General features: G+C 65.1%; 27 protein-coding genes and 1 riboswitch. Of the genes, 22 read left to right on the forward strand and 5 right to left on the reverse strand.

The annotated features are described in order from the left end of the window. Positions 1-57 precede the first annotated feature (57 nt). The 22 genes from TQ29_RS03685 (at position 58) to TQ29_RS03785 (ending at position 17,578) form a co-directional block, all read left to right on the forward strand. Entirely contained in the window at positions 58-561 is a 504-nt protein-coding gene (locus TQ29_RS03685) for an OmpA family protein (RefSeq protein WP_157445634.1), read from the forward strand. A 10-nt stretch (positions 562-571) separates the two neighbouring features. Further along, entirely contained in the window at positions 572-874 is a 303-nt protein-coding gene (locus TQ29_RS03690; RefSeq protein ID WP_037208694.1) for a hypothetical protein, read from the forward strand. Positions 875-1,022: 148 nt separating this feature from the next. Continuing rightward, positions 1,023-2,033 (forward strand): PhoH family protein, encoded by a 1,011-nt coding sequence (locus TQ29_RS03695; RefSeq protein WP_054538067.1) that lies wholly within the window; start codon positions 1,023-1,025, stop codon positions 2,031-2,033. Next, positions 2,026-2,532: an rRNA maturation RNase YbeY gene (ybeY, locus tag TQ29_RS03700; protein WP_054538068.1), complete on the forward strand. Its 507-nt coding sequence runs from the start codon at positions 2,026-2,028 to the stop codon at positions 2,530-2,532. Before TQ29_RS03695 ends, ybeY begins: the two co-directional genes overlap by 8 nt. Positions 2,533-2,569: 37 nt before the next feature. After that, positions 2,570-3,460, forward strand: a complete 891-nt coding sequence (locus tag TQ29_RS03705) for a hemolysin family protein (RefSeq protein WP_054538069.1) — start codon at positions 2,570-2,572, stop codon at positions 3,458-3,460. A gap of 10 nt (positions 3,461-3,470) precedes the next feature. Beyond that, positions 3,471-4,970, forward strand: a complete 1,500-nt coding sequence (gene lnt, locus TQ29_RS03710) for an apolipoprotein N-acyltransferase (protein ID WP_054540308.1) — start codon at positions 3,471-3,473, stop codon at positions 4,968-4,970. 34 nt (positions 4,971-5,004) lie between these two features. Further along, positions 5,005-5,054: riboswitch (SAM-SAH riboswitch) on the forward strand. 6 nt (positions 5,055-5,060) lie between these two features. Further along, positions 5,061-6,227 (forward strand): methionine adenosyltransferase, encoded by a 1,167-nt coding sequence (gene metK, locus TQ29_RS03715; RefSeq protein ID WP_054538070.1) that lies wholly within the window; start codon positions 5,061-5,063, stop codon positions 6,225-6,227. A gap of 7 nt (positions 6,228-6,234) precedes the next feature. Continuing rightward, positions 6,235-6,699 (forward strand): preQ(1) synthase, encoded by a 465-nt coding sequence (gene queF, locus TQ29_RS03720; RefSeq protein ID WP_054538071.1) that lies wholly within the window; start codon positions 6,235-6,237, stop codon positions 6,697-6,699. 244 nt (positions 6,700-6,943) lie between these two features. Then, a complete protein-coding gene (locus tag TQ29_RS03725) occupies positions 6,944-7,657 on the forward strand; it encodes a tRNA (guanosine(46)-N(7))-methyltransferase TrmB (RefSeq protein ID WP_054538072.1) in 714 nt (237 codons plus the stop codon). Positions 7,658-7,757: 100 nt separating this feature from the next. Next, on the forward strand, positions 7,758-9,110 hold the full coding sequence (aroA, locus tag TQ29_RS03730; RefSeq protein ID WP_054538073.1) for a 3-phosphoshikimate 1-carboxyvinyltransferase: 1,353 nt from the start codon (positions 7,758-7,760) through the stop codon (positions 9,108-9,110). Next, a complete protein-coding gene (locus TQ29_RS03735) occupies positions 9,107-9,715 on the forward strand; it encodes a d(CMP) kinase (RefSeq protein ID WP_054538074.1) in 609 nt (202 codons plus the stop codon). Before aroA ends, TQ29_RS03735 begins: the two co-directional genes overlap by 4 nt. A 64-nt stretch (positions 9,716-9,779) precedes the next feature. Further along, a complete protein-coding gene (locus TQ29_RS03740; protein WP_157445507.1) occupies positions 9,780-10,439 on the forward strand; it encodes a hypothetical protein in 660 nt (219 codons plus the stop codon). A 42-nt stretch (positions 10,440-10,481) separates the two neighbouring features. Beyond that, the gene (gene rpsA, locus TQ29_RS03745) at positions 10,482-12,359 is read left to right on the forward strand and encodes a 30S ribosomal protein S1 (protein ID WP_255353379.1); all 1,878 of its coding nucleotides are present in this window, start codon (positions 10,482-10,484) and stop codon (positions 12,357-12,359) included. Between the two features lie 293 nt (positions 12,360-12,652). Then, positions 12,653-12,934, forward strand: a complete 282-nt coding sequence (gene ihfB, locus TQ29_RS03750) for an integration host factor subunit beta (RefSeq protein WP_037204232.1) — start codon at positions 12,653-12,655, stop codon at positions 12,932-12,934. A 13-nt stretch (positions 12,935-12,947) separates the two neighbouring features. Further along, positions 12,948-13,313 (forward strand): lipopolysaccharide assembly protein LapA domain-containing protein, encoded by a 366-nt coding sequence (locus TQ29_RS03755; protein ID WP_054538076.1) that lies wholly within the window; start codon positions 12,948-12,950, stop codon positions 13,311-13,313. 10 nt (positions 13,314-13,323) lie between these two features. Beyond that, positions 13,324-13,971 carry a phosphoribosylanthranilate isomerase gene (locus TQ29_RS03760; protein ID WP_054538077.1) on the forward strand — a complete coding sequence of 216 codons (648 nt, stop codon included), beginning with the start codon at positions 13,324-13,326 and terminating at the stop codon, positions 13,969-13,971. Continuing rightward, positions 13,968-14,420, forward strand: a complete 453-nt coding sequence (locus TQ29_RS03765; RefSeq protein ID WP_037204222.1) for a GNAT family N-acetyltransferase — start codon at positions 13,968-13,970, stop codon at positions 14,418-14,420. Before TQ29_RS03760 ends, TQ29_RS03765 begins: the two co-directional genes overlap by 4 nt. A 13-nt stretch (positions 14,421-14,433) precedes the next feature. Next, the gene (locus TQ29_RS20580; RefSeq protein ID WP_157445508.1) at positions 14,434-14,676 is read left to right on the forward strand and encodes a hypothetical protein; all 243 of its coding nucleotides are present in this window, start codon (positions 14,434-14,436) and stop codon (positions 14,674-14,676) included. Positions 14,677-14,678: 2 nt separating this feature from the next. Beyond that, on the forward strand, positions 14,679-15,917 hold the full coding sequence (trpB, locus tag TQ29_RS03770) for a tryptophan synthase subunit beta (RefSeq protein ID WP_054540309.1): 1,239 nt from the start codon (positions 14,679-14,681) through the stop codon (positions 15,915-15,917). A gap of 189 nt (positions 15,918-16,106) precedes the next feature. Then, entirely contained in the window at positions 16,107-16,541 is a 435-nt protein-coding gene (locus tag TQ29_RS03775) for a hypothetical protein (protein ID WP_054538078.1), read from the forward strand. An 85-nt stretch (positions 16,542-16,626) separates the two neighbouring features. Next, positions 16,627-17,022, forward strand: coding sequence for a hypothetical protein (locus TQ29_RS20870; protein WP_054538079.1), 396 nt, complete (start codon positions 16,627-16,629; stop codon positions 17,020-17,022). Positions 17,023-17,077: 55 nt separating this feature from the next. Beyond that, complete coding sequence (locus TQ29_RS03785; protein WP_054538080.1) at positions 17,078-17,578, forward strand: helix-turn-helix transcriptional regulator; 501 nt, start codon at positions 17,078-17,080, stop codon at positions 17,576-17,578. A 3-nt stretch (positions 17,579-17,581) separates the two neighbouring features. On the opposite strand, the gene TQ29_RS03790 is transcribed toward TQ29_RS03785, so the two are convergent. The 5 genes from TQ29_RS03790 to TQ29_RS03810 all read right to left on the reverse strand — a co-directional run bounded on the left by TQ29_RS03790 (position 17,582) and on the right by TQ29_RS03810 (position 21,203). After that, a complete protein-coding gene (locus tag TQ29_RS03790) occupies positions 17,582-17,956 on the reverse strand; it encodes a DUF2237 family protein (RefSeq protein WP_054538081.1) in 375 nt (124 codons plus the stop codon). A gap of 1 nt (position 17,957) precedes the next feature. After that, entirely contained in the window at positions 17,958-19,004 is a 1,047-nt protein-coding gene (locus TQ29_RS03795; RefSeq protein WP_054538082.1) for a DUF2332 domain-containing protein, read from the reverse strand. Beyond that, positions 19,001-19,678 carry an aminoacyl-tRNA hydrolase gene (gene pth, locus TQ29_RS03800; protein WP_054538083.1) on the reverse strand — a complete coding sequence of 226 codons (678 nt, stop codon included), beginning with the start codon at positions 19,676-19,678 and terminating at the stop codon, positions 19,001-19,003. Before pth ends, TQ29_RS03795 begins: the two co-directional genes overlap by 4 nt. A 112-nt stretch (positions 19,679-19,790) precedes the next feature. Further along, positions 19,791-20,420 carry a 50S ribosomal protein L25/general stress protein Ctc gene (locus TQ29_RS03805; RefSeq protein WP_054538084.1) on the reverse strand — a complete coding sequence of 210 codons (630 nt, stop codon included), beginning with the start codon at positions 20,418-20,420 and terminating at the stop codon, positions 19,791-19,793. A gap of 120 nt (positions 20,421-20,540) precedes the next feature. Beyond that, complete coding sequence (locus TQ29_RS03810) at positions 20,541-21,203, reverse strand: hypothetical protein (protein WP_054538085.1); 663 nt, start codon at positions 21,201-21,203, stop codon at positions 20,541-20,543. Position 21,204: the final 1 nt, after the last annotated feature.

The raw sequence follows: 21,204 nt of genomic DNA on the forward strand, positions 1-21,204 counted from the left end.
GGGGCGTTCCACGCGTTGCGCGGCATCGCGCTTGCGGGGCTGGCGGTTGCCGCCCTGATGCTGTCCGGCATGGCTGGCTGGGCGCAGCAGGATGTGATTCAGGGCGAACGCTATATCCCCACGATCTGGGTCGATCCCGATGGCTGTGAGCATTGGGTCATGGATGACGGCTGGGAGGGGTACATGTCTCCGCATGTCGATCGCCAGGGCCTGCCCGTGTGCAATCGCGCGCCGACCTGCGGCACGCTGAATTCCGATCAGCTTTTCGCGACCAACCAGTCCACGATCAGCGCCGACGGTCGCCGCCGTCTTGTTGAATTCTTCCGCTCCTCCACCGCGACCTCTTTTGCCATCGCTGGGCATACCGACAGCCGCGCCTCGGACGAGTACAACATGTCGCTTTCGCTGCGCCGCGCGAATGCGGTGGCCGCCGTGGCCAAAAGCGTCGGCGCGCGGATCACCGATGTGCGCGGATACGGCGAGCGGGACCCGATCGACACAAACGCGACAGCCGCGGGCCGGGCCCGGAACCGGCGCGTCGAAATCATCTGTTTCCGTTAAGGGGTCGGGCATGACATTCTTCAAGGCTTTCACGCTTCTGCCCATCGTCGCCCTGGTGGCGGCCTGCGAAACCAATCACGGCGACAAGACCATCGACGGCGGTGTTCTGGACAACAAGCGCCTGAGCGAGATGCGCGCCGGTATCTGGGTGGATCCCAACGGGTGTGACCACTGGATGATCGATGACGGCGCCGAGGGCTATATGGACATCCGGCGCGACAAATACGGCCGGCCTGTCTGTTCGGGCATCGCCCCGCCGGGCTCTGTCGTCGGGCCGTTCAAGGCCGGCTCGCCGGTCGAGGATCCGGTCTGACGGCATCGCGAGCGCATCGCAAATGGCCGCAGGGCAATGCCCGGCGGCCTTTTTTGTTGCAATTCCGTGAAACCTGTCACCCAACGCTTGCGTATCGGGCCAGAGAGCGCCACCATATCTATGCAGGCTTTAACAAACGGAGTCGTTTTTGGGCATCAGCGCTCTGACCCCCCCGCCAAACACGGAAGACGTTCACGAAACGCTTCTGGAGTTCCCTGACAACCGCCTTCTGATCGACCTTTGCGGAGAGTTCGACCGCAATCTCGCGCAGATCGAGCATAAGCTCGGGGTGCATATCCTGCGACGGGGCAACCAGATTGCCGTTGTCGGAGAGGGGGATGCGCGCGGCCGGGCCGCGATGGTGCTGCAGCAGCTTTACGGGCGGCTCGAGGCCGGAAAGACGCTGGATGCCGGCGATATCGACGGCGCGATCCGTCTGGGCGATTCCGGAGAGGGCACCGGCGCCCGCCAGGGCGACCAGCTGGAGATGTTCCAGGGCGGCCATGTCGAGATCAAGACCCGCAAGAAACTGGTCGAGCCGCGCACCGAGGCGCAGAAAGCCTATGTGCGGGCGCTGTTCTCGCACGAGCTGGCCTTCGGCATCGGCCCGGCGGGCACCGGCAAGACGTATCTGGCGGTGGCGGCGGCGGTGAACATGTTCATCGGCGGCCATGTCGACAGGATCATTCTGTCGCGCCCGGCCGTCGAGGCGGGCGAGCGGCTGGGCTTTCTGCCCGGCGACATGAAGGAAAAAGTCGATCCCTACATGCAGCCGCTCTACGATGCGCTGAACGATTTCCTGCCCAGCAAGCAGGTCGCCAAGCTGATCGAGGAAAAGCGGATCGAGATCGCGCCGCTGGCCTTCATGCGCGGGCGCACGCTGGCCAATGCCTTCGTGGTGCTGGACGAGGCGCAGAACGCCACCACGATGCAGATGAAGATGTTCCTGACCCGGCTCGGCGAAGGCTCGCGCATGGTCATCACCGGCGACCGCACGCAGGTGGACCTGCCGCGCGGCACGTCCTCGGGGCTGGCGGATGCCGAAAACCTGCTCAAGGACATCGACAAGATCTCGTTCAACTATTTCACCGCCAAGGACGTGGTGCGCCACCCGCTTGTCGCCAGGATCATCGAGGCCTACGACAAGGCCGATGCCTGATCTGGTCGAAACGCTGATCGAGGATGATCGGTGGCAACGGGAGGGGCTGGAGGCGCTGGCCGAAACCGCCTGCCGCGCCACGCTGGCCCGGCTGGGGCTTGCCCCCGACGCCTATGAGATCAGCCTGCTGGGCTGTGACGATGCCCGCATCGCCGTGCTCAACGCCGATTTCCGCGGCAAACCGTCGCCCACCAATGTGCTGTCCTGGCCCGCCGAAGACCTTGCCGCGCCGGGGGACGGCGATGCGCCGGGCCTTCCCGCCCCGGGCCCGGCCGGCATGGCCGCAGAGCTGGGGGATATCGCCATCGCCCATGAAACCTGCGCCCGCGAGGCGGCGGAGCAGGGCAAGAGCATGGCCGACCATGTGACCCATCTTCTGGTTCACGGCTGCCTGCACCTGTTGGGTTATGACCACATAAGACCAAAGGATGCGGCCGTGATGGAAGGTTTGGAGGTGGAAATACTTGCAACCTTGGGTCTTGCTGACCCATATGGCTGATACGGGCGTGCACGTCCGGCTTAACTGGTAAGGACTGATGGGCGACGAGACCGACGGGTCTTCTATGGCAGCGCAAGGCGCGCCGGACATTGAAGAGAACAACAAGGGTGGCCTGCTGGGCCGGCTTATCGGGGCTTTTCGTGCCCCCGACCCGATAGACGAACAGGACCAACGCGCGGAAATTTCTGCCACAGGCACCACGGGTGCCCTGTCTCCGCTTGGCATGGCCAACCTGCGCCGGATGCGGGTCGAGGATGTGGCGGTTCCGAAGGTCGAGATCGTGGCGGTGCCGCTGGACATTTCCAAGGACGATCTGGTCAAGGTTTTCCGTGACAGCGGCATGACCCGCCTGCCGGTGTTCGACGGCACGCTGGACACGCCCGTCGGCCTGATCCACCTGAAGGATTTCGCGCTGGAGCACGGGTTCAACGGCCCCAGCACCGATTTCGCGCTGCGCCCGATGGTGCGGCCGCTGCTCTATGCGCCGCCGTCGATGCCGATCGGCGTGCTGTTGCAGAAGATGCAGAACGACCGGATGCACATGGCGCTGGTGATTGACGAATACGGCGGGGTCGACGGGCTGGTCACGATCGAGGATCTGATCGAACAGGTCATCGGCGAGATCGAGGATGAGCATGACATCGCCGAGGGCAGCCCCTGGGTCGAGGAAAAGCCGGGCATCTACCTGGTACAGGCCCGCGCGCCGCTGGACGAGTTCGAGGCCAAGATCGGCATCAAGCTGGCCGACGAGGAAGACGAGGAAGAGATCGACACGATGGGCGGTCTTGTCTTCATGATGACAGGCCGGGTGCCCACGCGGGGCGAGGTCGTGCCGCATGACAGCGGCGCCGAGTTCGAAGTGGTGGATGCCGATCCGCGCCGAATCAAGCGGCTGCGCGTGCGCCTGCCCGAGGCGAAGGACGGCTGAGCCGATGCGCATGCGCCAGGCCGCGCTGACCGGTGAAAAGGCGCGCGGCGGGGCGGCGGCCTTCGGTCTTGGCATTGTCGCCGCGGCGGGGCAGGCCCCGCTGGGCCTGTGGCCGCTGGCCCTGCTGGGGTTCGCCGGGCTGATTGCTCTTGTCCTGCCGGCGGCCACCCCGCAGCGGGCCGCGAAACTGGCCTGGATGGGCGGGGCGGGGTATTTCGGCGCGGCGCTGGTCTGGATCGTGCAGCCCTTTCTGGTGGATATCGCCCGCCACGGCTGGATGGCGCCCTTCGCGCTCGGCCTCATGGCCTTTGGGCTGGCGCTGTTCTGGGCGGTGGCGGGCTATGCCGCCGCGCGTTTCACGCAACGGCCTGGGCTTCGATGCGCAGCGCTGGTGCTGATGCTGACAGTCGCGGAACTGGCCCGCAGCTATGTGCTTACCGGTTTCCCCTGGGCGCTGATCGGCCATCTGTGGATCGGCACCCCGGTGATGCAGCTCGCCGCGGTGACCGGCCCGCACGGGCTGACGCTGCTGGCGCTGCTGGCGGCGGCGCTGCCGGTGGCGCTGCGCACCCGCGGGGCGGTGCTGGCGCTTGTGCTGGTGGCGGCGGCCTGGGGCTACGGCGCCTGGCAACTGACCCGGCCGATACCGCCGCGAGAGGCCGCGCCCGTCGTGCGTCTGCTGCAGCCCAACGCGGCGCAGCATCTGAAATGGCGAGACGATCTGGTACCGGTGTTCCTTCGCCGTCAACTGGCGCTGACGGCCGAATTCTCCGACCCGGCGCCGGATCTGATCGTCTGGCCCGAAACCGCCGTGCCCTACCTTTTGGGTCAGGCGGAGCCGGTGCTGAAGATGATTTCCGACGCCTCCGGCGGGCGCCCGGCCATCCTGGGCATTCAGCGGCGCGACGGGCGGCGGGTGTTCAACGCGCTGGCGGCCATCGGCGCGGGCGGCGCGGTGACCCATGTCTACGACAAGTATCACCTGGTGCCTTTCGGGGAATACATGCCGCTCAGCGGGTTTTTCGCCCGGTTCGGCATCTTCGGCCTGGCCGCGGGCGAAAGCTTTGGCTATGCCGCCGGCCCCGGCGCGCAGGTGCTGGATCTGGGCGCGCTGGGCAAGGTGCTGCCGCTGATCTGCTACGAGGCGATCTTTCCCCAGGATCTGCGCGCCGCGCCAATCCGGGCCGACTGGATCCTGCAACTGACCAATGACGCGTGGTTCGGCACATTCTCCGGCCCCTATCAGCATCTGGCCCAGGCGCGCCTGCGGGCGGTGGAACAGGGGCTGCCGGTGCTGCGCTCGGCCAATACCGGCGTGTCGGCGGTGATCGACGCGCGGGGCAGGGTACTGCGGGACCTGCCGCTGAACACGGCGGGGCAACTGACCGCGCCGGTACCGCCCGCGCTGCCGCCCACGCTTTATGTGCGTTTCGGCGACTGGCCGGCGGGCCTCGCCATTATTGTTGCGCTGGCGGCACTTATATACAGGCGCTTCTCAGTATCCCGTTGACCAGCGCCGCCCCCAAGCGTAAGCCGCACTGACCTTACCGTCACAACGGCTTCCTGGCGTGGCGGGTATTTTCACAATGGAGCACTTCCCATGGCCCGGCAGAACTACATTTTCACCTCCGAATCCGTGTCGGAGGGGCACCCCGATAAAGTGTGCGATCGTATCTCGGATGCGATCCTCGACGCATTCCTGACAGAAGAACCCAATGCGCGGGTCGCATGCGAGACATTCGCCACCTCCGGCATGGTCGTGATCGGCGGCGAGGTCGGCCTGTCGAACCAGGAGCGGCTGAAGGACTATATGGGCCGCATCGGGCAGATCGCGCGCGATTGCATCAAGGACATCGGCTATGAGCAGGAGAAGTTCCACTGGAACACCTGCCACGTGCTGAACTTCCTGCACGAGCAATCCGCCCATATCGCCCAGGGCGTCGACAAGGACGGTGCTGGCGATCAGGGTATCATGTTCGGCTATGCGGTGGATGAAACGCCGGAGTTGATGCCGGCCCCGATCCAATATGCGCATGCGATCCTGCGCCGCCTGGCCGAAGTCCGCAAATCCGGTGCCGAGCCGACCCTGCGCCCTGACGCCAAATCGCAGCTTTCGGTGCGTTACGAGGGCGGCAAGCCGGTCGAGGTGACCTCGATCGTCCTGTCCACCCAGCATGAGCGTGAAGATCAGGATTCCGCCGCGATCCGCGCCATCGTAGAACCCTATATCCGCGAGGTTCTGCCCTCGGGCTGGATCACCGACAAGACCGAATGGTGGGTGAACCCCACCGGCACCTTCGTGATCGGCGGCCCCGATGGCGACGCCGGCCTGACCGGGCGCAAGATCATCGTCGATACCTACGGCGGCGCGGCCCCGCATGGCGGCGGCGCGTTTTCCGGCAAGGATCCGACCAAGGTGGACCGTTCGGCCGCCTATGCCGCGCGCTATCTGGCGAAAAACGTGGTGGCCGCGGGGATGGCGAAACGCTGCACGCTGCAGCTCTCCTATGCCATCGGGGTGGCCAAGCCGCTGTCGATCTATGTCGATACCCACGGCACCGGAGAGGTCGACGAGACCGCGATCGAAAAGGCCGTGGCCCAGGTTATGGACCTGACCCCGCGCGGCATCCGCGAGCATCTGGACCTGAACAAGCCGATCTATCAGCGCACCGCGGCCTACGGCCATTTCGGCCGCGCCCCCGATGCCGATGGCGGGTTCAGCTGGGAAAAGACCGATCTGATCGACGCGCTGAAAAAGGCGGTGTGACAGGGCGATGGCGAAAACCGATGTATCTGGGCTGAGCCAGCTGGGCCAGGCCGTGGCCCAGCCTGCCTCGCCCGAAGAGGCGGCGCTGGAAAAGGTGCCCGCCAGCCACGCGGGCACGAAATACGTCGTGCGCTTCACCGCGCCGGAATTCACCTCGCTCTGCCCGATGACCGGCCAGCCGGATTTCGCCCATATCGTGATCGATTACATCCCGCGCGACTGGCTGGTTGAAAGCAAGTCGCTGAAGCTGTTCCTGACCTCGTTCCGCAACCACGGCGCCTTTCACGAGGATTGCACGATCGACATCGCCAAGCGGCTGGTGGCGCTGCTCGATCCCGAATGGCTGCGGATCGGGGCCTATTGGTACCCGCGCGGCGGCATCCCGATCGACGTGTTCTGGCAGACCGGCCCGGCACCCGACGGGGTATGGATCCCCGATCAGGGCGTCGCGCCCTATCGCGGCCGGGGCTGACCTGCCGGTGCGCCTGCGGCGCAAGTCCTGTATTGCGGCCCTGCGGGCCGGTTTGCCTCCGGCGGGGATATTTCGCCCAAAGCAAGGCTGAGACCTGCTTTTCCTCAGATTGCTTTGGTGCAAATATCCCGGGGTTTGGGGCGGAGCCCCAACAGGCAGAAGGCTTGCGCCGAAGGCGCGCGTTTCCTGCTCATGTCCAACTGCACGATTGCACCTTGGGGCGCGATTTCGTAGCACCCCCGCCATGAGCGAAGATACCCACCCCACCGGCGCCCCCTGGCGCAATTTCTATGGTCGCCGCCACGGCAAGACGCTGCGCGACAGTCAGCGTGCATTTCTGGATGAGGATCTGCAGGCGCTGGCGCCGCGCGGGGTGAGCTGGGAGGAAAACCCAGAGCGTCGCCCGCTCGACCTGGGCGCGCTGTTTGGGGCGCGCGATGTGTGGCTCGAGATCGGTTTTGGCGGTGGTGAGCATATGGTGCATCAGGCCGCCGCGAATCCCGGGGTCGGTATCATCGGCTGCGAGCCATTCATCAATGGTGTGGCCATGCTGCTGGGCAAGATACGCGATGCCGGGGTAAGCAACGTTTCGGTCCATCCGGGGGATGTGCGGGATATGTTCGACGTGTTGCCAGAGGCTTCGATCGCACGGGCCTTTCTGCTCTATCCCGATCCCTGGCCGAAGAAGCGCCATCACCGGCGCCGTTTCGTGACGCCCGAGCATCTGGAGCCGCTGGCGCGCGTCATGAAGCCCGGCGCGATTTTCCGGGTGGCCACGGATATTCCCGATTATGTGCGTCAGACACTGGAGCAGGTGCCGCGCCAGGGCTTCGAATGGCTGGCAGAAGGACCGCAGGACTGGCGGACGCCTTGGGAAGACTGGATTTCCACGCGCTATGAGCAAAAGGCGCTGCGCGAGGGGCGGGTGCCGCATTACCTGACGTTCCGGCGGGTGTAGCGCCGGGGACGGGAGGTTTTTGCCTCCGGCGGGGGGCTTCTGTCATGGACGCTTCGTTTGCCGTGGGCTATCACGCGCGCAACCAACGAATGAGGCAGATATGTCCGGCCATGGCGATCCTATCCCGATGACCGCCCGCAGATCCGCGCCGCTGAAGGGCGTGGCGGATGTGCCGGGAGACAAGTCGATTTCCCACCGGTCGCTGATCCTTGGCGCGCTGAGTGTGGGCGAGACCCATATCACCGGCCTGCTGGAAGGGCAGGATGTGCTGGACACGGCCCGGGCGATGCGCGCCTTCGGGGCCGAGGTGACGCATCTGGCCCATGGCGAGTGGGTTGTGAGCGGTGTGGGGGTTGGCGGGTTTGCCGAGCCCGAACAGGTGATCGACTGCGGCAATTCGGGCACCGGTGTGCGCTTGATCATGGGGGCGATGGCGACTTCGCCGATCAGCGCGACCTTTACCGGCGATGCCTCGTTGCGGTCGCGCCCGATGGGGCGGGTGACCGATCCGCTGGGGCTTTTCGGGGCGGCGGCTTACGGGCGCGCGGGCGGGCGGCTGCCGATGACGATCGTCGGTGCGGCAGAGCCGGTGCCGGTGCGCTATGTGGTGCCGGTGCCCTCGGCCCAGGTGAAATCGGCGGTCTTGCTGGCGGGGCTGAATGCGCCGGGTCAGACCGTGGTGATCGAGAAGGAGGCCACGCGCGATCATACCGAGCGGATGCTGGCGGGATTCGGCGCGGAGGTTTCGGTGGAGCAGACCGAGGAGGGGCGGGTGATCACCCTGACCGGCCAGCCGGAACTGCGGCCGCAGAGCATCGTGGTGCCGCGCGATCCGAGTTCGGCCGCGTTTCCGGTGTGTGCGGCGCTGATCGTCGAGGGGTCGGATGTGCTGGTGCCTGGGATCGGGCTGAACCCGACGCGCGCCGGGCTGTTCATCACCCTGCAGGAGATGGGCGCCGATCTGACATTCGAGAACATGCGCGAGGAGGGCGGCGAGCCGGTCGCCGATCTGCGCGCGCGTTACTCCACCGCCATGCGCGGGATCGACGTGCCGCCGGAGCGGGCGCCGTCGATGATCGACGAATATCCGGTCCTCTCGGTTGTTGCCGCCTTTGCCGCCGGCAAGACGGTGATGCGCGGGGTGAAGGAGCTTCGGGTCAAGGAAAGTGACCGGATCGACGCCATGGCGCGCGGGCTGGAGGCCTGCGGCGTGACCGTGGAGGAGGATGAGGACACGCTGATCGTGCATGGCATGGGGCCGGGCGGGATGCCGGGCGGGGCGGTTTGTGCCACCCATCTGGATCATCGGATCGCGATGTCCTTTCTTTGTGCGGGGATGGCGGCGCAAAAGCCGGTGTCGGTGGATGACGCGGGGCCGATCTCTACGTCCTTTCCGGTGTTCGAGCCGCTGATGGAAGGGTTGGGCGCGCATCTGGGGCGGAGCAACCGGTGAGCTTCACGGTGGCGATTGATGGCCCCGCCGCGGCGGGGAAGGGCACGATTTCCCGTGCTGTGGCGGCGCATTTCGGCTTTGCCCATCTGGACACCGGCTTGCTGTACCGGGCCACCGGGCGGCGGGTGCTGGACGGGCTGGAGCCGGTCGCCGCGGCCAGGGCGCTGCGACCCGAGGATCTGGCGCGTGACGATCTGCGCACGGCCGAGGTGGCACAGGCAGCTTCGAAAGTGGCGGCGATACCGGAGGTGCGCGCGGCGCTGGTGGATTTTCAGCGCGCCTTTGCCCGGCGTGCGGGCGGCGCGGTTCTGGATGGGCGCGACATCGGCACGGTGATCTGCCCCGAGGCGCAGGTGAAGCTTTATGTGACCGCAAGTGATGCGGTGCGGGCCCGGCGGCGGTTTCTGGAACTGTCGGGCAAGGGCGCCGATGTGACCCCCGACGGGGTGCTGGCCGATCTGCGCGAACGCGATGCGCGCGACAGCGAGCGGGCGGCGGCGCCGCTGGCGGCGGCGGCGGATGCGGTGGTTCTGGACACCTCCGCGCTGACGATCGATGAGGCCGTGGCAAAGGCCATCGCGGTCATTAACGCGCGGCGCGGCTGACACGGCGGCTGGACTTTTCCGTACCCCCCACCCATCTCGGAAGGATGGAGAGGGGGCACCGGACGTGGCTGGCAGATTGATCGGATGGACAGGCGCGATGGTCTTGGCGGCCATTCTGGGCATCGTGGCCGTGCTGGCCGCCCCGGCGGGCGAACCGGCATCGGGCTTGGCTCATGGTCTTTTGTGGCGCAACAGCCCGCTTGCGGCGGTGTTCCCGCTGGTCGTGCAAACGCCCGAGGGGCGCGATTTCTATCTCAGGGTGGAAGATGCCGAGACGGGCGAGGCGGTACTGGCCGCGGGCATCACCGGCGGGCAGTTCTTTCGGGTGCTGGTGCCGAACGGGCGCTTTGTGCTGGATTTCGCCTATGGCACCGATTGGCGCGGCGAGGAGGAGGGTTTTGCCCCCGCACCAAACACCGGCGCGCTGAGGATCGACAGCCCCCTGAGCTTTGGCGTGGAGGGGTTGGCACGCAAGGCCGGGCATGTGGTGACGCTGACCGAACAGGAGGGCGCGTTCACCGTGGCGGCGAAGGGGCAGGCGATCTGTCAGCGCACGCGTGTGATCCATGTGCGACCGCTGCGCCCTCTTATAAGCCCCGATGGCGATGCGTTCTATGACCCGGATCCGTTTTCCACCGACCGGCGGTCGCTCAAGTCCCGCCCGCAACCCAGCGACTTTTACACCACCTACGAATATGACAGCTGGTCCTACGTGTGCGACTGAAAGGGGCGGGTCGTCCGCAGGGCGCTTTTCTGCGGCTTTCCCTTGCCTGGCTGGGGACATGTCTGTATAGAGCCCGATGTCGACAAGGCAGTCAAAGCCATAGAACACACATATGGGCAGGGTCGGGAACAATCTCCGGCCCTCATTGTTGTTGGCGCGGCTGCAAATGACCAACCCAAAGACCGGCGGAGACAACCGCGTGGCCAGAAAAAACATTGTAAAGGAAACCGAGACCAGATGGCTCAAAACGTATCGATGGAGGATTTCGAAGCCCTCCTGCAAGAAAGCTTCGAGATTGACACGCCCAGCGAAGGGTCCGTTGTCAAAGGCCGCGTGATCGCAATTGAAGCGGGTCAGGCCATTATCGACGTCGGCTACAAGATGGAAGGCCGCGTCGAACTGAAAGAATTCGCCAATCCCGGCGAGGCCCCGGAAATCGAAGTCGGCGACGAGGTCGAGGTGTTCCTCGATCGCGTGGAAAACGCCCGTGGCGAGGCTGTCATCAGCCGCGACAAGGCGCGCCGCGAAGAAGCCTGGGACCGTCTGGAGAAAGCCTACGCTGACGAAGAGCGTGTCGAAGGCGCGATCTTCGGCCGGGTCAAGGGTGGCTTTACCGTCGATCTGGGCGGCGCCGTGGCGTTCCTGCCCGGCTCTCAGGTTGACGTGCGCCCGGTGCGCGATGCCGGCCCGCTGATGGGGCTGAAGCAGCCGTTCCAGATCCTCAAGATGGACCGTCGCCGTGGCAACATCGTCGTGTCGCGCCGCGCCATTCTGGAAGAAAGCCGCGCCGAGCAGCGCGCCGAGGTGATCGGCAACCTGACCGAAGGCCAGGCCGTGGACGGTGTTGTCAAGAACATCACCGAATATGGTGCCTTCGTCGATCTGGGCGGCGTTGACGGCCTGCTGCACGTCACCGACATGGCCTGGCGCCGTGTGAACCACCCGTCGGAAATCCTGTCGATCGGCGAGACCGTCAAGGTTCAGGTCATCAAGATCAACAAGGAAACCCACCGTATCAGCCTGGGCATGAAGCAGCTTCAGGCCGATCCGTGGGATTCGGTGGAAGCCAAATATCCGCTGGAATCGGTGCATACCGGCCGCGTCACCAACATCACCGACTACGGTGCGTTCGTTGAGCTGGAGCCGGGCGTCGAAGGCCTGGTTCACGTGTCCGAAATGTCGTGGACCAAGAAGAACGTCCATCCCGGCAAGATCGTCTCCACCTCTCAGGAAGTGGAAGTCATGGTGCTGGAAATCGACACCGCCAAGCGCCGCGTGTCGCTGGGTCTGAAACAGACCATGCGCAACCCGTGGGATGTGTTCGCCGAAACCCATCCGGTGGGTACCGAGGTCGAGGGCGAGGTCAAGAACATCACCGAATTCGGTCTGTTCATCGGTCTCGACAACGACATCGACGGCATGGTGCACCTGTCCGACCTGTCGTGGGACGAGCGCGGCGAAGATGCGATCCAGAACTACCGCAAGGGCGACACGGTCAGGGCCGTCGTCACCGAGGTGGATGTGGACAAGGAGCGTATCTCGCTTTCCGTCAAACAGCTGGGCGGCGACAAGTTCGCCGATGCCGTGGGCGGCGTGAAGCGCGGCTCGATCATCACGGTCGAAGTGACCGCGATCGAGGATGGCGGCATCGAGGTGGAATACGAAGGCATGAAATCCTTCATCCGCCGCTCCGATCTGTCCCGTGACCGTGCCGACCAGCGCCCCGAGCGTTTCCAGGTTGGTGACAAGGTTGATGTGCGCGTGACCAATATCGACAGCAAGACCCGCCGTCTGGGCCTGTCGATCAAGGCGCGCGAAATCGCCGAGGAAAAGGAAGCGGTCGAGCAGTACGGCTCGTCGGATTCCGGTGCGTCGCTCGGGGATATCCTGGGTGCCGCGCTCAAGGGCGACGACAACTAAGACACCGTGCCTTTGGCATGAAATGGACGGCCCCGCAGCGATGCGGGGCCGTTTCGCGTTTCCCGAATCAACGCCGTTTGTGACGCCCGGCAGGGCCGTCCGGCGCGTTAACCTTTCTGTGCAAGAGCCGCGCTCGCTGCCCGGAATGTGAAACTTCGCCGCTGAAATCTCTGTTTTCCAAGCTTTTCCAATGGTTTCTGTTTCTCATGGCGAAAAAGGAGATTATAGTCGTGAAGCTTAGAACATAGACAAATGCGCATTCGAAGGCGCAGGGCGGGGGGGCCGATTTTTTAATGATCAGATCAGAATTAATTCAGAAGATCGCGGACGAGAACCCACACCTTTACCAGCGCGACGTGGAGCGCATCGTGAACACGATCTTTGAAGAGATCATTGACGCCATGTCAAACGGCGATCGGGTGGAGCTGCGCGGTTTCGGGGCGTTCTCCGTGAAGAAACGCGATGCGCGCACGGGCCGGAATCCGCGCACCGGCGCATCGGTGGAGGTTGAAGAAAAATCCGTGCCGTTCTTTAAGACGGGTAAGCTTTTGCGGGATCGTCTGAACGAGAAATGAACGGAATTTTCTGATGTTTCGATATTTGCGCTATCTCTTTCTCGTCTTGCTCGGGCTGAGCCTGATCACGGTCGCGCTGGCCAACCGTGGTTTCGTTTCGCTGCGGCTTTTGCCCGAGGGTGTATCGGGCTTCATCGGCGGCGACTGGGAGATCCGCCTGCCGCTGTTCCTTGTGGTGTTCGGCGGCATTGTGGCCGGTCTTCTGATCGGCTTCATCTGGGAATGGCTGCGCGAGGCGCGCCACCGCGCCGAAGCGACCCGCGCCAAGCGCGAGGCCAAGACGCTGGAGCGCGAGGTCAAGCGGCTCAAGACCGCCACCGCCCCCAAACCGAATGACGACGTGCTCGCCCTGCTTGAGGATGGCGGCAAGGCAGGCTAAACCGCCTGTCATGGCAACCGGGGACATCAGGGTAAAGATCTGCGGACTTTCCGAAGCCGCGCATGTCGCGGCGGCGGTCGAGGCCGGTGCGGCCTATGTCGGCTTCGTATTCTTCGCCAGATCCCCGCGCAATGTAAGCATCGAACAGGCGCACGGGCTGGCGGCCGGGGTGCCGCCGGGCGTCGCCAAGGTGGCGCTGACGGTGAATGCCGACGATGCCGCGCTGGACGAGATCGTGGACCGCGTGCCGCTGGACATGCTTCAACTGCACGGCGCCGAAAGCCCCGCGCGGGTGGCGCAGGTGAAGGCGCGCTACGGGCTGCCGGTGATGAAGGCGGTGGGCGTGGCCGACGCCGACGATCTGCCTGCTCTGGCCGAATATGGCCGTGTGGCCGACCAGCTACTGGTCGATGCCAAGCCGCCGAAGGGGGCCGATTTGCCCGGTGGCAACGGTCTGGCCTTTGACTGGCGGCTGATCGCGGGCCGGCGCTGGCCGGTGCCGTGGATGCTGGCCGGGGGGCTGACGCCGGAAAACGTGGCGCTGGCCATTCAGATGACGGGCGCGCGGCAGGTGGATGTCTCCTCGGGCGTGGAAAGCGCGCCGGGGGTCAAGGATGCGGCGCTGATCGGGGCCTTTATCGAGGCGGCGCTGGCATGAGCCTGCGGTTCCGCGAAGCCCGCCGCGATGACGTGGCCGCGGTGGTCGCGCTGTTGGCTGACGACGCGCTGGGCGCCGCGCGCGAAGGGGCGGGCCTTGCGCCCTATCTGGCTGCTTTCGACACGATGCAGGCCGAGGGCGGCAACCTGTTGATCGTGGGCGAGGATGCGGGCGGCCGGATCGTCGCTACCTATCAGCTGACCCTGATTTCTGGCCTGTCACTGAAAGCGGCGCGCCGGGCACAGGTCGAAAGCGTGCGGGTGGCCGGTGATCTGCGGGGGCAGGGGCTGGGGGCCGCGATGATGGCCGATGCCGAGGCCCGCGCCCGCGCCGCCGGCTGCCGCCTGATTCAGCTGACCACCAACAAAAGCCGCAACCGCGCGCAGGCGTTTTACCAGCGGCTCGGCTTTACCGCGTCGCATATTGGCTTTAAACGCGAACTGGATTGAACGGGAGAGAGCGATGGCGTTTGTCAGATCAATCGAAAGGGATGACAAAGAAGTTCGATCTGCTCACCCGACCCAACTTGTATGTAAATACATGGTTGGCGAACGCGACGGAATGAAAGTTCTTCAGCTGAATAGTTACGGTTCTGATGATCGTGACATGCCTGGGAAACTCAGCCAGACGCTTCAGTTTAGCGAAGAATCTGCCAGACAATTGTACCAAATTCTGCACGCTGAATTTGGATTTGGAGACGTATGACCATGGCCGAAGACCTTATCAACAGCTTCATGACCGGCCCGGATGAAAACGGCCGGTTCGGCACCTTTGGCGGGCGGTTCGTCAGCGAGACGCTGATGCCGCTGATCCTGTCGCTGGAAGAGGAATATGAACGCGCCAAGACCGACCCCACGTTCTGGGCGCAGATGGACGATCTGTGGAAGAACTACGTCGGCCGCCCCAGCCCGCTCTACCATGCCGACCGGCTTTCCAAACATCTGGGCGGGGCCAAGATCTATCTCAAGCGCGACGAGCTGAACCACACCGGCGCGCATAAGATCAACAACGTGCTGGGCCAGATCATCCTCGCGATGCGCATGGGCAAGACGCGCATCATCGCTGAAACCGGGGCCGGGCAGCACGGTGTGGCCACGGCCACGGTCTGTGCCAAGTTCGGGCTGAAATGCGTGGTCTACATGGGCGCGCATGATGTGGAGCGTCAGGCGCCCAACGTGTTCCGGATGCGCCTTTTGGGGGCCGAGGTGGTGCCGGTGACATCCGGCCGCGGCACCCTGAAAGACGCGATGAACGATGCGCTGCGCGACTGGGTAACCAACGTGCGTGATACGTTCTATTGCATCGGCACGGTGGCGGGTCCGCATCCCTATCCGGCGATGGTGCGTGATTTCCAGTCGATCATCGGCAAGGAAGTGCGCTGGCAGCTGGAAGAACAGGAAGGTGAGGGCCGCCTGCCCGATACGCTGATCGCGGCCATCGGCGGCGGGTCGAACGCCATGGGGCTGTTCTTTCCGTTTCTGGATGACAAGGACGTGCGCATCATCGGGGTCGAGGCTGGCGGCAAGGGCGTGAATGCCAAGATGGAGCATTGCGCATCGCTGACCGGCGGTCGCCCCGGCGTACTGCATGGCAACCGCACCTATCTGCTGCAGGACGATGACGGGCAGATCCTCGAAGGGTTCTCGATTTCGGCCGGGCTGGATTACCCCGGCATCGGGCCTGAGCATTCCTGGCTGCACGATACCGGCCGGGCCGAATATGTGGCGATCACGGATGCCGAGGCGCTGGAGGCGTTTCAGCTTTGTTGCCTGCAGGAGGGGATCATCCCGGCGCTGGAGCCCAGCCACGCGCTGGCCCACGTGATGAAGATCGCGCCGGAGTTGCCCGCTGACCATATCATCGTGATGAATATGTGCGGGCGCGGCGACAAGGATATCTTCACCGTGGCCAAACACCTCGGGTTCGACATGAACACCGGCGACTGACGCCGGCGCGGCCCCGTCTGCACGGCGGGGCCTGCGCATACAGCGCCTAAACTTTGGTTTATGCGCGGTTTCCTGTGGTTTAGGCGGCCGGCTTTAAACCTGCGGGCAATATCCCCGGCTTCCGGGGTGGGCTTACCTCCTTTCACGAGGCGCGCATCGGCGTTGCCATGACAGTGAAAGGAAGACCCCATGAAATTCAGGAAAACCCTGGCCGTTCCGGCCATCGCCCTGTTGATGTCCACCGCCGCCCTTGCCCAGACCACCCCCGATCCGGTTGTCGAGGGGATCGTGTCCGACCTGTCCGGCAGCGGCTATTCCGGCATCGAGATCCGCCGCAGCGCGACCCGATACCGGGCCGAAGCCACCGGCGCGGCGGGCAAGCTGGAACGGACCTATAGCATCGACGGCACGTTGATGAAGGAAGAGCTGAAGGCCGGAGGCAAGGAAATCGAGCGCACGTTCGATGCCCAGGGCAATGTCGTCAAGGAAGAGATCGACGATTATGACGATGAGAGTCTCGAGGACGAGGACGAGGGTGAAGACGAAAACGAAGCTGAAGATGACGACAGCAACGATGATGACTCTGATTCTGACTCTGATGACGACGAAGGCGACGACAGCTGATCTGCGCTGACGCCCCCTTGCCACGGTGCCTTCGTTTCGGGAATGTGAAGCGAAGGCGCCATTTGGCACGCCCCGAAAGGATATCATGCAACGCAGACTGTTTCTGAGCTGTGCTTCGGCGGCCCTGATCTGGGCCGGCGGCGCCTTTGCGGCTGACCTTCAGGAGCGTATCGTCGCTCAGCTGCGCGGCCAGGGCTTTTCGGAAATCCGTGTGTCGCGCACGTTGCTGGGGCGGACCCGGATCGTCGCCCATGGCAACGGCGTCGAGCGCGAAATCATCTTCAATCCGCGGACGGGAGAGATCCTGCGCGATCTGTGGGACGACGAGGATGACGACGACGAGGACGACGCCGAGCTTTTCGATCCGCGCGACAGCCATGCCCCGGGCGGGTCTGGCGGCGGCCGGGGCGGGCCGAACGAAGACGACGAAGATGAGGATGAAGACGAAGACGAAGACGAGGATGAAGATGAAGACGGGTAAGGCGGCCATCCCCTTCGGGGGGCCACGAAACCCGCACCGGGGGGACTGAAGGCATTTGAAAGACCGGGTTTTCGTGATCGCGATATTGCTGGTTCAGGCAATCTGCGCGGTGTTCTTCGTCTCTGACATCGTTCTGAGCGTCGTCGGCCTGCGCACGACGCCGATCAGCTGGCAAACCCGCGAGCTGCTGGAGATCGGCGCGGCGGTCGGCTTGATCCTCGGGCTGGTGCTGGGGGCCGTGGCGCTGCGGCGGACGATGCAGAAAACCCAGCGCTATCAGGAACAGCTGCGCGTCGCCTCGGGCGCCTTCGCGGAATTGATGCAGGAGCGGTTCGCGCAATGGGCGTTGACCCCGGCAGAGAAGGACGTGGCGCTGTTTGCGATCAAGGGGCTGTCGACGCAGGAAATCGCCGCGCTGCGCAATACCTCCGAAGGCACGGTCAAGGCGCAGACCAACGCGATCTACCGCAAGGCAGGCGTCAGCGGCCGGCCCCAGCTTCTGAGCCTGTTCATCGACGATCTGATGGACGACGCCTTGCTGGGCAAGGCCGGCTAACCCTCAATCGGGCAGGGCGTTGAGCTGCAGGATCTCCAGCGGCACGATCTCCAGCGCGCGGGCATGGGTGGCCGAAAGGCGCACCTTCGGCGCGCAGCCTTCCTCATGCGCCTGCAGAAAGCGGGCGGCGCACAGGCACCATTGATCCCCCGGCTTCAGCCCCGGAAAGCGGAACTCGGGGCGCGGGGTGGAAAGATCGTTGCCAAGGTATTTCGACAGGGCCAGAAACTCCGCCGTCACCTCCACACAGACGGTATGACTGCCGTGATCGTCGGCGCAGGTGTTGCAATGCCCGTCGCGGAAGAACCCGGTCAGCGGGCGGGCGGAGCAGGGGGCCAACTCCTGGCCGAGGACGTTGGTCGCGGGGTCTTTCTGCATCTCATGCGGTTCCTTCTGCCGTGCCGCTTTGCCAGTCGACCCAGCGGCCATGGAAATCGACGCGTCCCATCGGCAACACCTGACCCTCGGGCCACAGCTGCAGGGTCAGGGCGGCGCCGGGCGAGGCGCCATCCGCCTCCATCGCGAAACGGGCCAGCGGGGCCTCGGCGCTGGCTCGTGCGCCGGCGGCGTCGATGATGGCGTTGCCCCTGGCCTGCGCCTGTGCGGGCAGGTATTGCCAGGCGATGGTGTGATAGATCAGGTGCAGGTGTCCGGGATATTGCCGGGCCAGATGCGGCCCCAGCCAGTCGAGCGCGTCGGCCCGGTCCACCGGCGCGCGGGCCACGGCGATGGCGGCCTCTGTGCGGGCCAGCCGGTCGGGCTGATCGGGCCAGATATAGGCGCGCAGGCGCAGGGCATCCGCCGGATTGGCGGGATCGAGCGGGTTCAGATCGACGCCGCGGCGGTCTGCGATCCGGGGGGCGGCCAGCGGCGGCAGGTCGCCGCGCCAGTCAGGGTCGAGCACGAGTGCCGCATCCCGCGGCCCGCGCCGCCCGTCGGGCAAGTCCAGCGCGAAGTGATCCCACATCAGGTTCAGGCCGGCGCTGGCACCGATTTCCGACACGATCAGCGGCAGCCCGTAGCGTGCGCTCAGCCAATGCCCGGCGGCGATCAGTGGCGCGCTTCGGCGCACCTCGTTGGTCTGTGGGGCGCTGTCCAGCCAGCGCTGCAGCCGGTCTTCCTGCGCCGTCAGCGCCCCGCTCACCGCCTGCCACAGCGCATCATCGGTGGGATCGTGCGGCGGATAGGCGGCGGCCAGGTCGGGCGCTTCGCCCGACAGCACCAGCCCGTGCAGCGCCCCGGCAAAGCGCAGTGGCACCGATTGGCCACGGGGGCCGAAATCGCCTTGCCAGGTCAGCATCCGGTCGGCGACGGGCGTGCCGGGGCGCAGCCGGTCGGCTGTCAGCCGCAGCAGCCGCGCGGTGAAGGGCGAGCCGAGCGCCGCGCAGTTCTCTGCCTGTTGCAAGAGGGCCGCGCGCAGGGTCACCGGAACCGGTCCGCGAGCTTTTGCAGAGGGCTGCGCGAATCCGCTTTCCTCTCGGGTATGGGCGGGGTTTCGGGTTTCGCCACCGGCTCGGTCTTGGACGATCGCGGCGGCGCCACCCGCAGGGCGACCGCGTTCAGAAACCGGCCCGTGTCGCCCGCGGCCAAGGCCGGGGCGCCGTCGGACAGCCCGCGCAGCAGATCGTCCAGCCAGACCTGATCGGCCTTGGCAAAATCGCTCAGCACATACCCCGCCACGCGGTCCTTGTGGCCCGGATGGCCGATGCCCAGCCGGACCCGGCCATAGGCTTCGCCGATATGCTCGTGGATCGAGCGCAGGCCGTTGTGCCCCGCGTGCCCGCCGCCCTGTTTCACCCGGCACTTGCCCGGCGCAAGGTCCAGCTCGTCATGAAATACGGTGATGTCGCCCGGCGTCAGCTTGTAGAATCGCATCGCCTCGCCCACCGACTGGCCCGAGCGGTTCATGAAGGTTTCAGGTTTCAGCAGCAGCACCTTTTCGCTGCCCAGCCGGCCTTCGGCCATCTGCCCCTGAAACTTCGCACGCCAGGGGGCAAAGCCATAGTCGGCGGCGATGCGATCCACCGCCATAAAGCCGATATTGTGCCGGTTGCCCGCATATTTCGCGCCGGGATTGCCCAGACCTACGAAAAGCCGCATCGCGCGCCTCCTGCTGTTTCCCTGCCCCTTACCTAGGGCGCGTCCGCCGGAGCGGCAAACAAAAACGCGAGGCCGGGGCCCCGCGTTTTCAAATTCTGCCAGAGGCCGGGGATCACTCCTCGGTGGTCTCTGCCTCTTCTTCGCCTTCTTCGTCATCGGCCGAACGCAGGCCCGACGGGGCCGAGATATTGGCGATGACGAAGTCACGGTCGGTGATCATCGGGCGCGTGCCCTCGGGCAGGGTGATGTCCGAGATGTGGATGGTATCGCCGATGTCGCGACCGGTCAGATCCACCGTCAGCTTTTCGGGGATGTCACCGGCGGTGACCTTCAGCTCGACCTCGGGGCGCACAACGGTCAGAACGCCACCCTTCTTGATGCCGGGTGCGATTTCCTCGTTCAGGAACTCGACCGGGATGAACAGGTTGATGCGCGAGGTGCGGCGCAGGCGCATGAAATCAACGTGGATCGGCAGATCCTTGACCACATCGCGCTGCACGCTGCGGCAGATCACGCGCACGTCTTCCTGGCCTTCGACCTTCATGTTGAACAGCGTCGACAGAAAGCGCCCGGATTTCAGCCGCTTCAGCAGCTCGTTGTATTTCAGATTGATCGCGACAGGGTTTGCCCCGCCGCCATAGATGATGCCCGGTACGAATTGCTCACGACGAGCTTGACGAGCGGCCCCCTTGCCTGTCCCCGTCCGTACCGTGGCGTGAAGATCAGGGATCTCACCAGCCATAGTCGTTCTCCAATGTTATGGGCATCCTCCAAGGGTGCATGCCCGAATGAAGCCGCGCGTATAGGCGAGAACGGCGAAGATTGGAAGGGGAAAACCGTCGCGGCCCGCGCTTTGCCGGGGTCAGGCCAGGTTCGCGGCCACGGCGCGGGCGCGCGCCCACCGCGCATCCCAGCCCCAGCCCGAAGCGCCCGCCGCGGCGGAGCCGTCGCGGTTGGTGGTCGAGGAGGGCGCGAACGGGTCGGAAAACACCGCATGTTCGACCATCCGCCCCCAGGCCTGTTCGGCCGCCGGAAGCGTCGCGGCATGGCCCTTGAACGCTTCCTGAAACTTGCGCTGCGCCAGAAGCGCCGTCGCCGAAGACGATTTTTCCCCCGCGATGGCCACCGCCAGCGCGGCGAACACCGCCGTCACCGCCTTTTCCACCGCGCTCATCGACGCTTTCAGATCGGCCGGGTCCTGTTCGGACGTGGCCAGCACGCCCGAGGCCAGCAACCCGGCGGCAACGATCACCGCCAGCAGGGCCAGAACCCAGAAGGCGCGCATTTCAAACAGAAACAGGGCGGCCACAGGCGCGCGTTTGATGGCATATCCGCCAAGAAACGGCAGCACGATGCCGATGGCCAGCATCGCGAGCAGCACCCAAAGCGCTACGGGCCAGTCAGCGGGCGCAAAAAGCGAGAACCCCGCCCAGGGCTTTTTCAGATAGAGGATCGCGCCGAAGCCGACGGAGACCAGCGAAAAGATCGCGCTGCGCACCTTGCTGTCGATCACCTCCCACAGCATG

The organism is Actibacterium sp. EMB200-NS6 (genome assembly GCF_001305615.1).
GTDB lineage: Bacteria > Pseudomonadota > Alphaproteobacteria > Rhodobacterales > Rhodobacteraceae > Actibacterium_A > Actibacterium_A naphthalenivorans.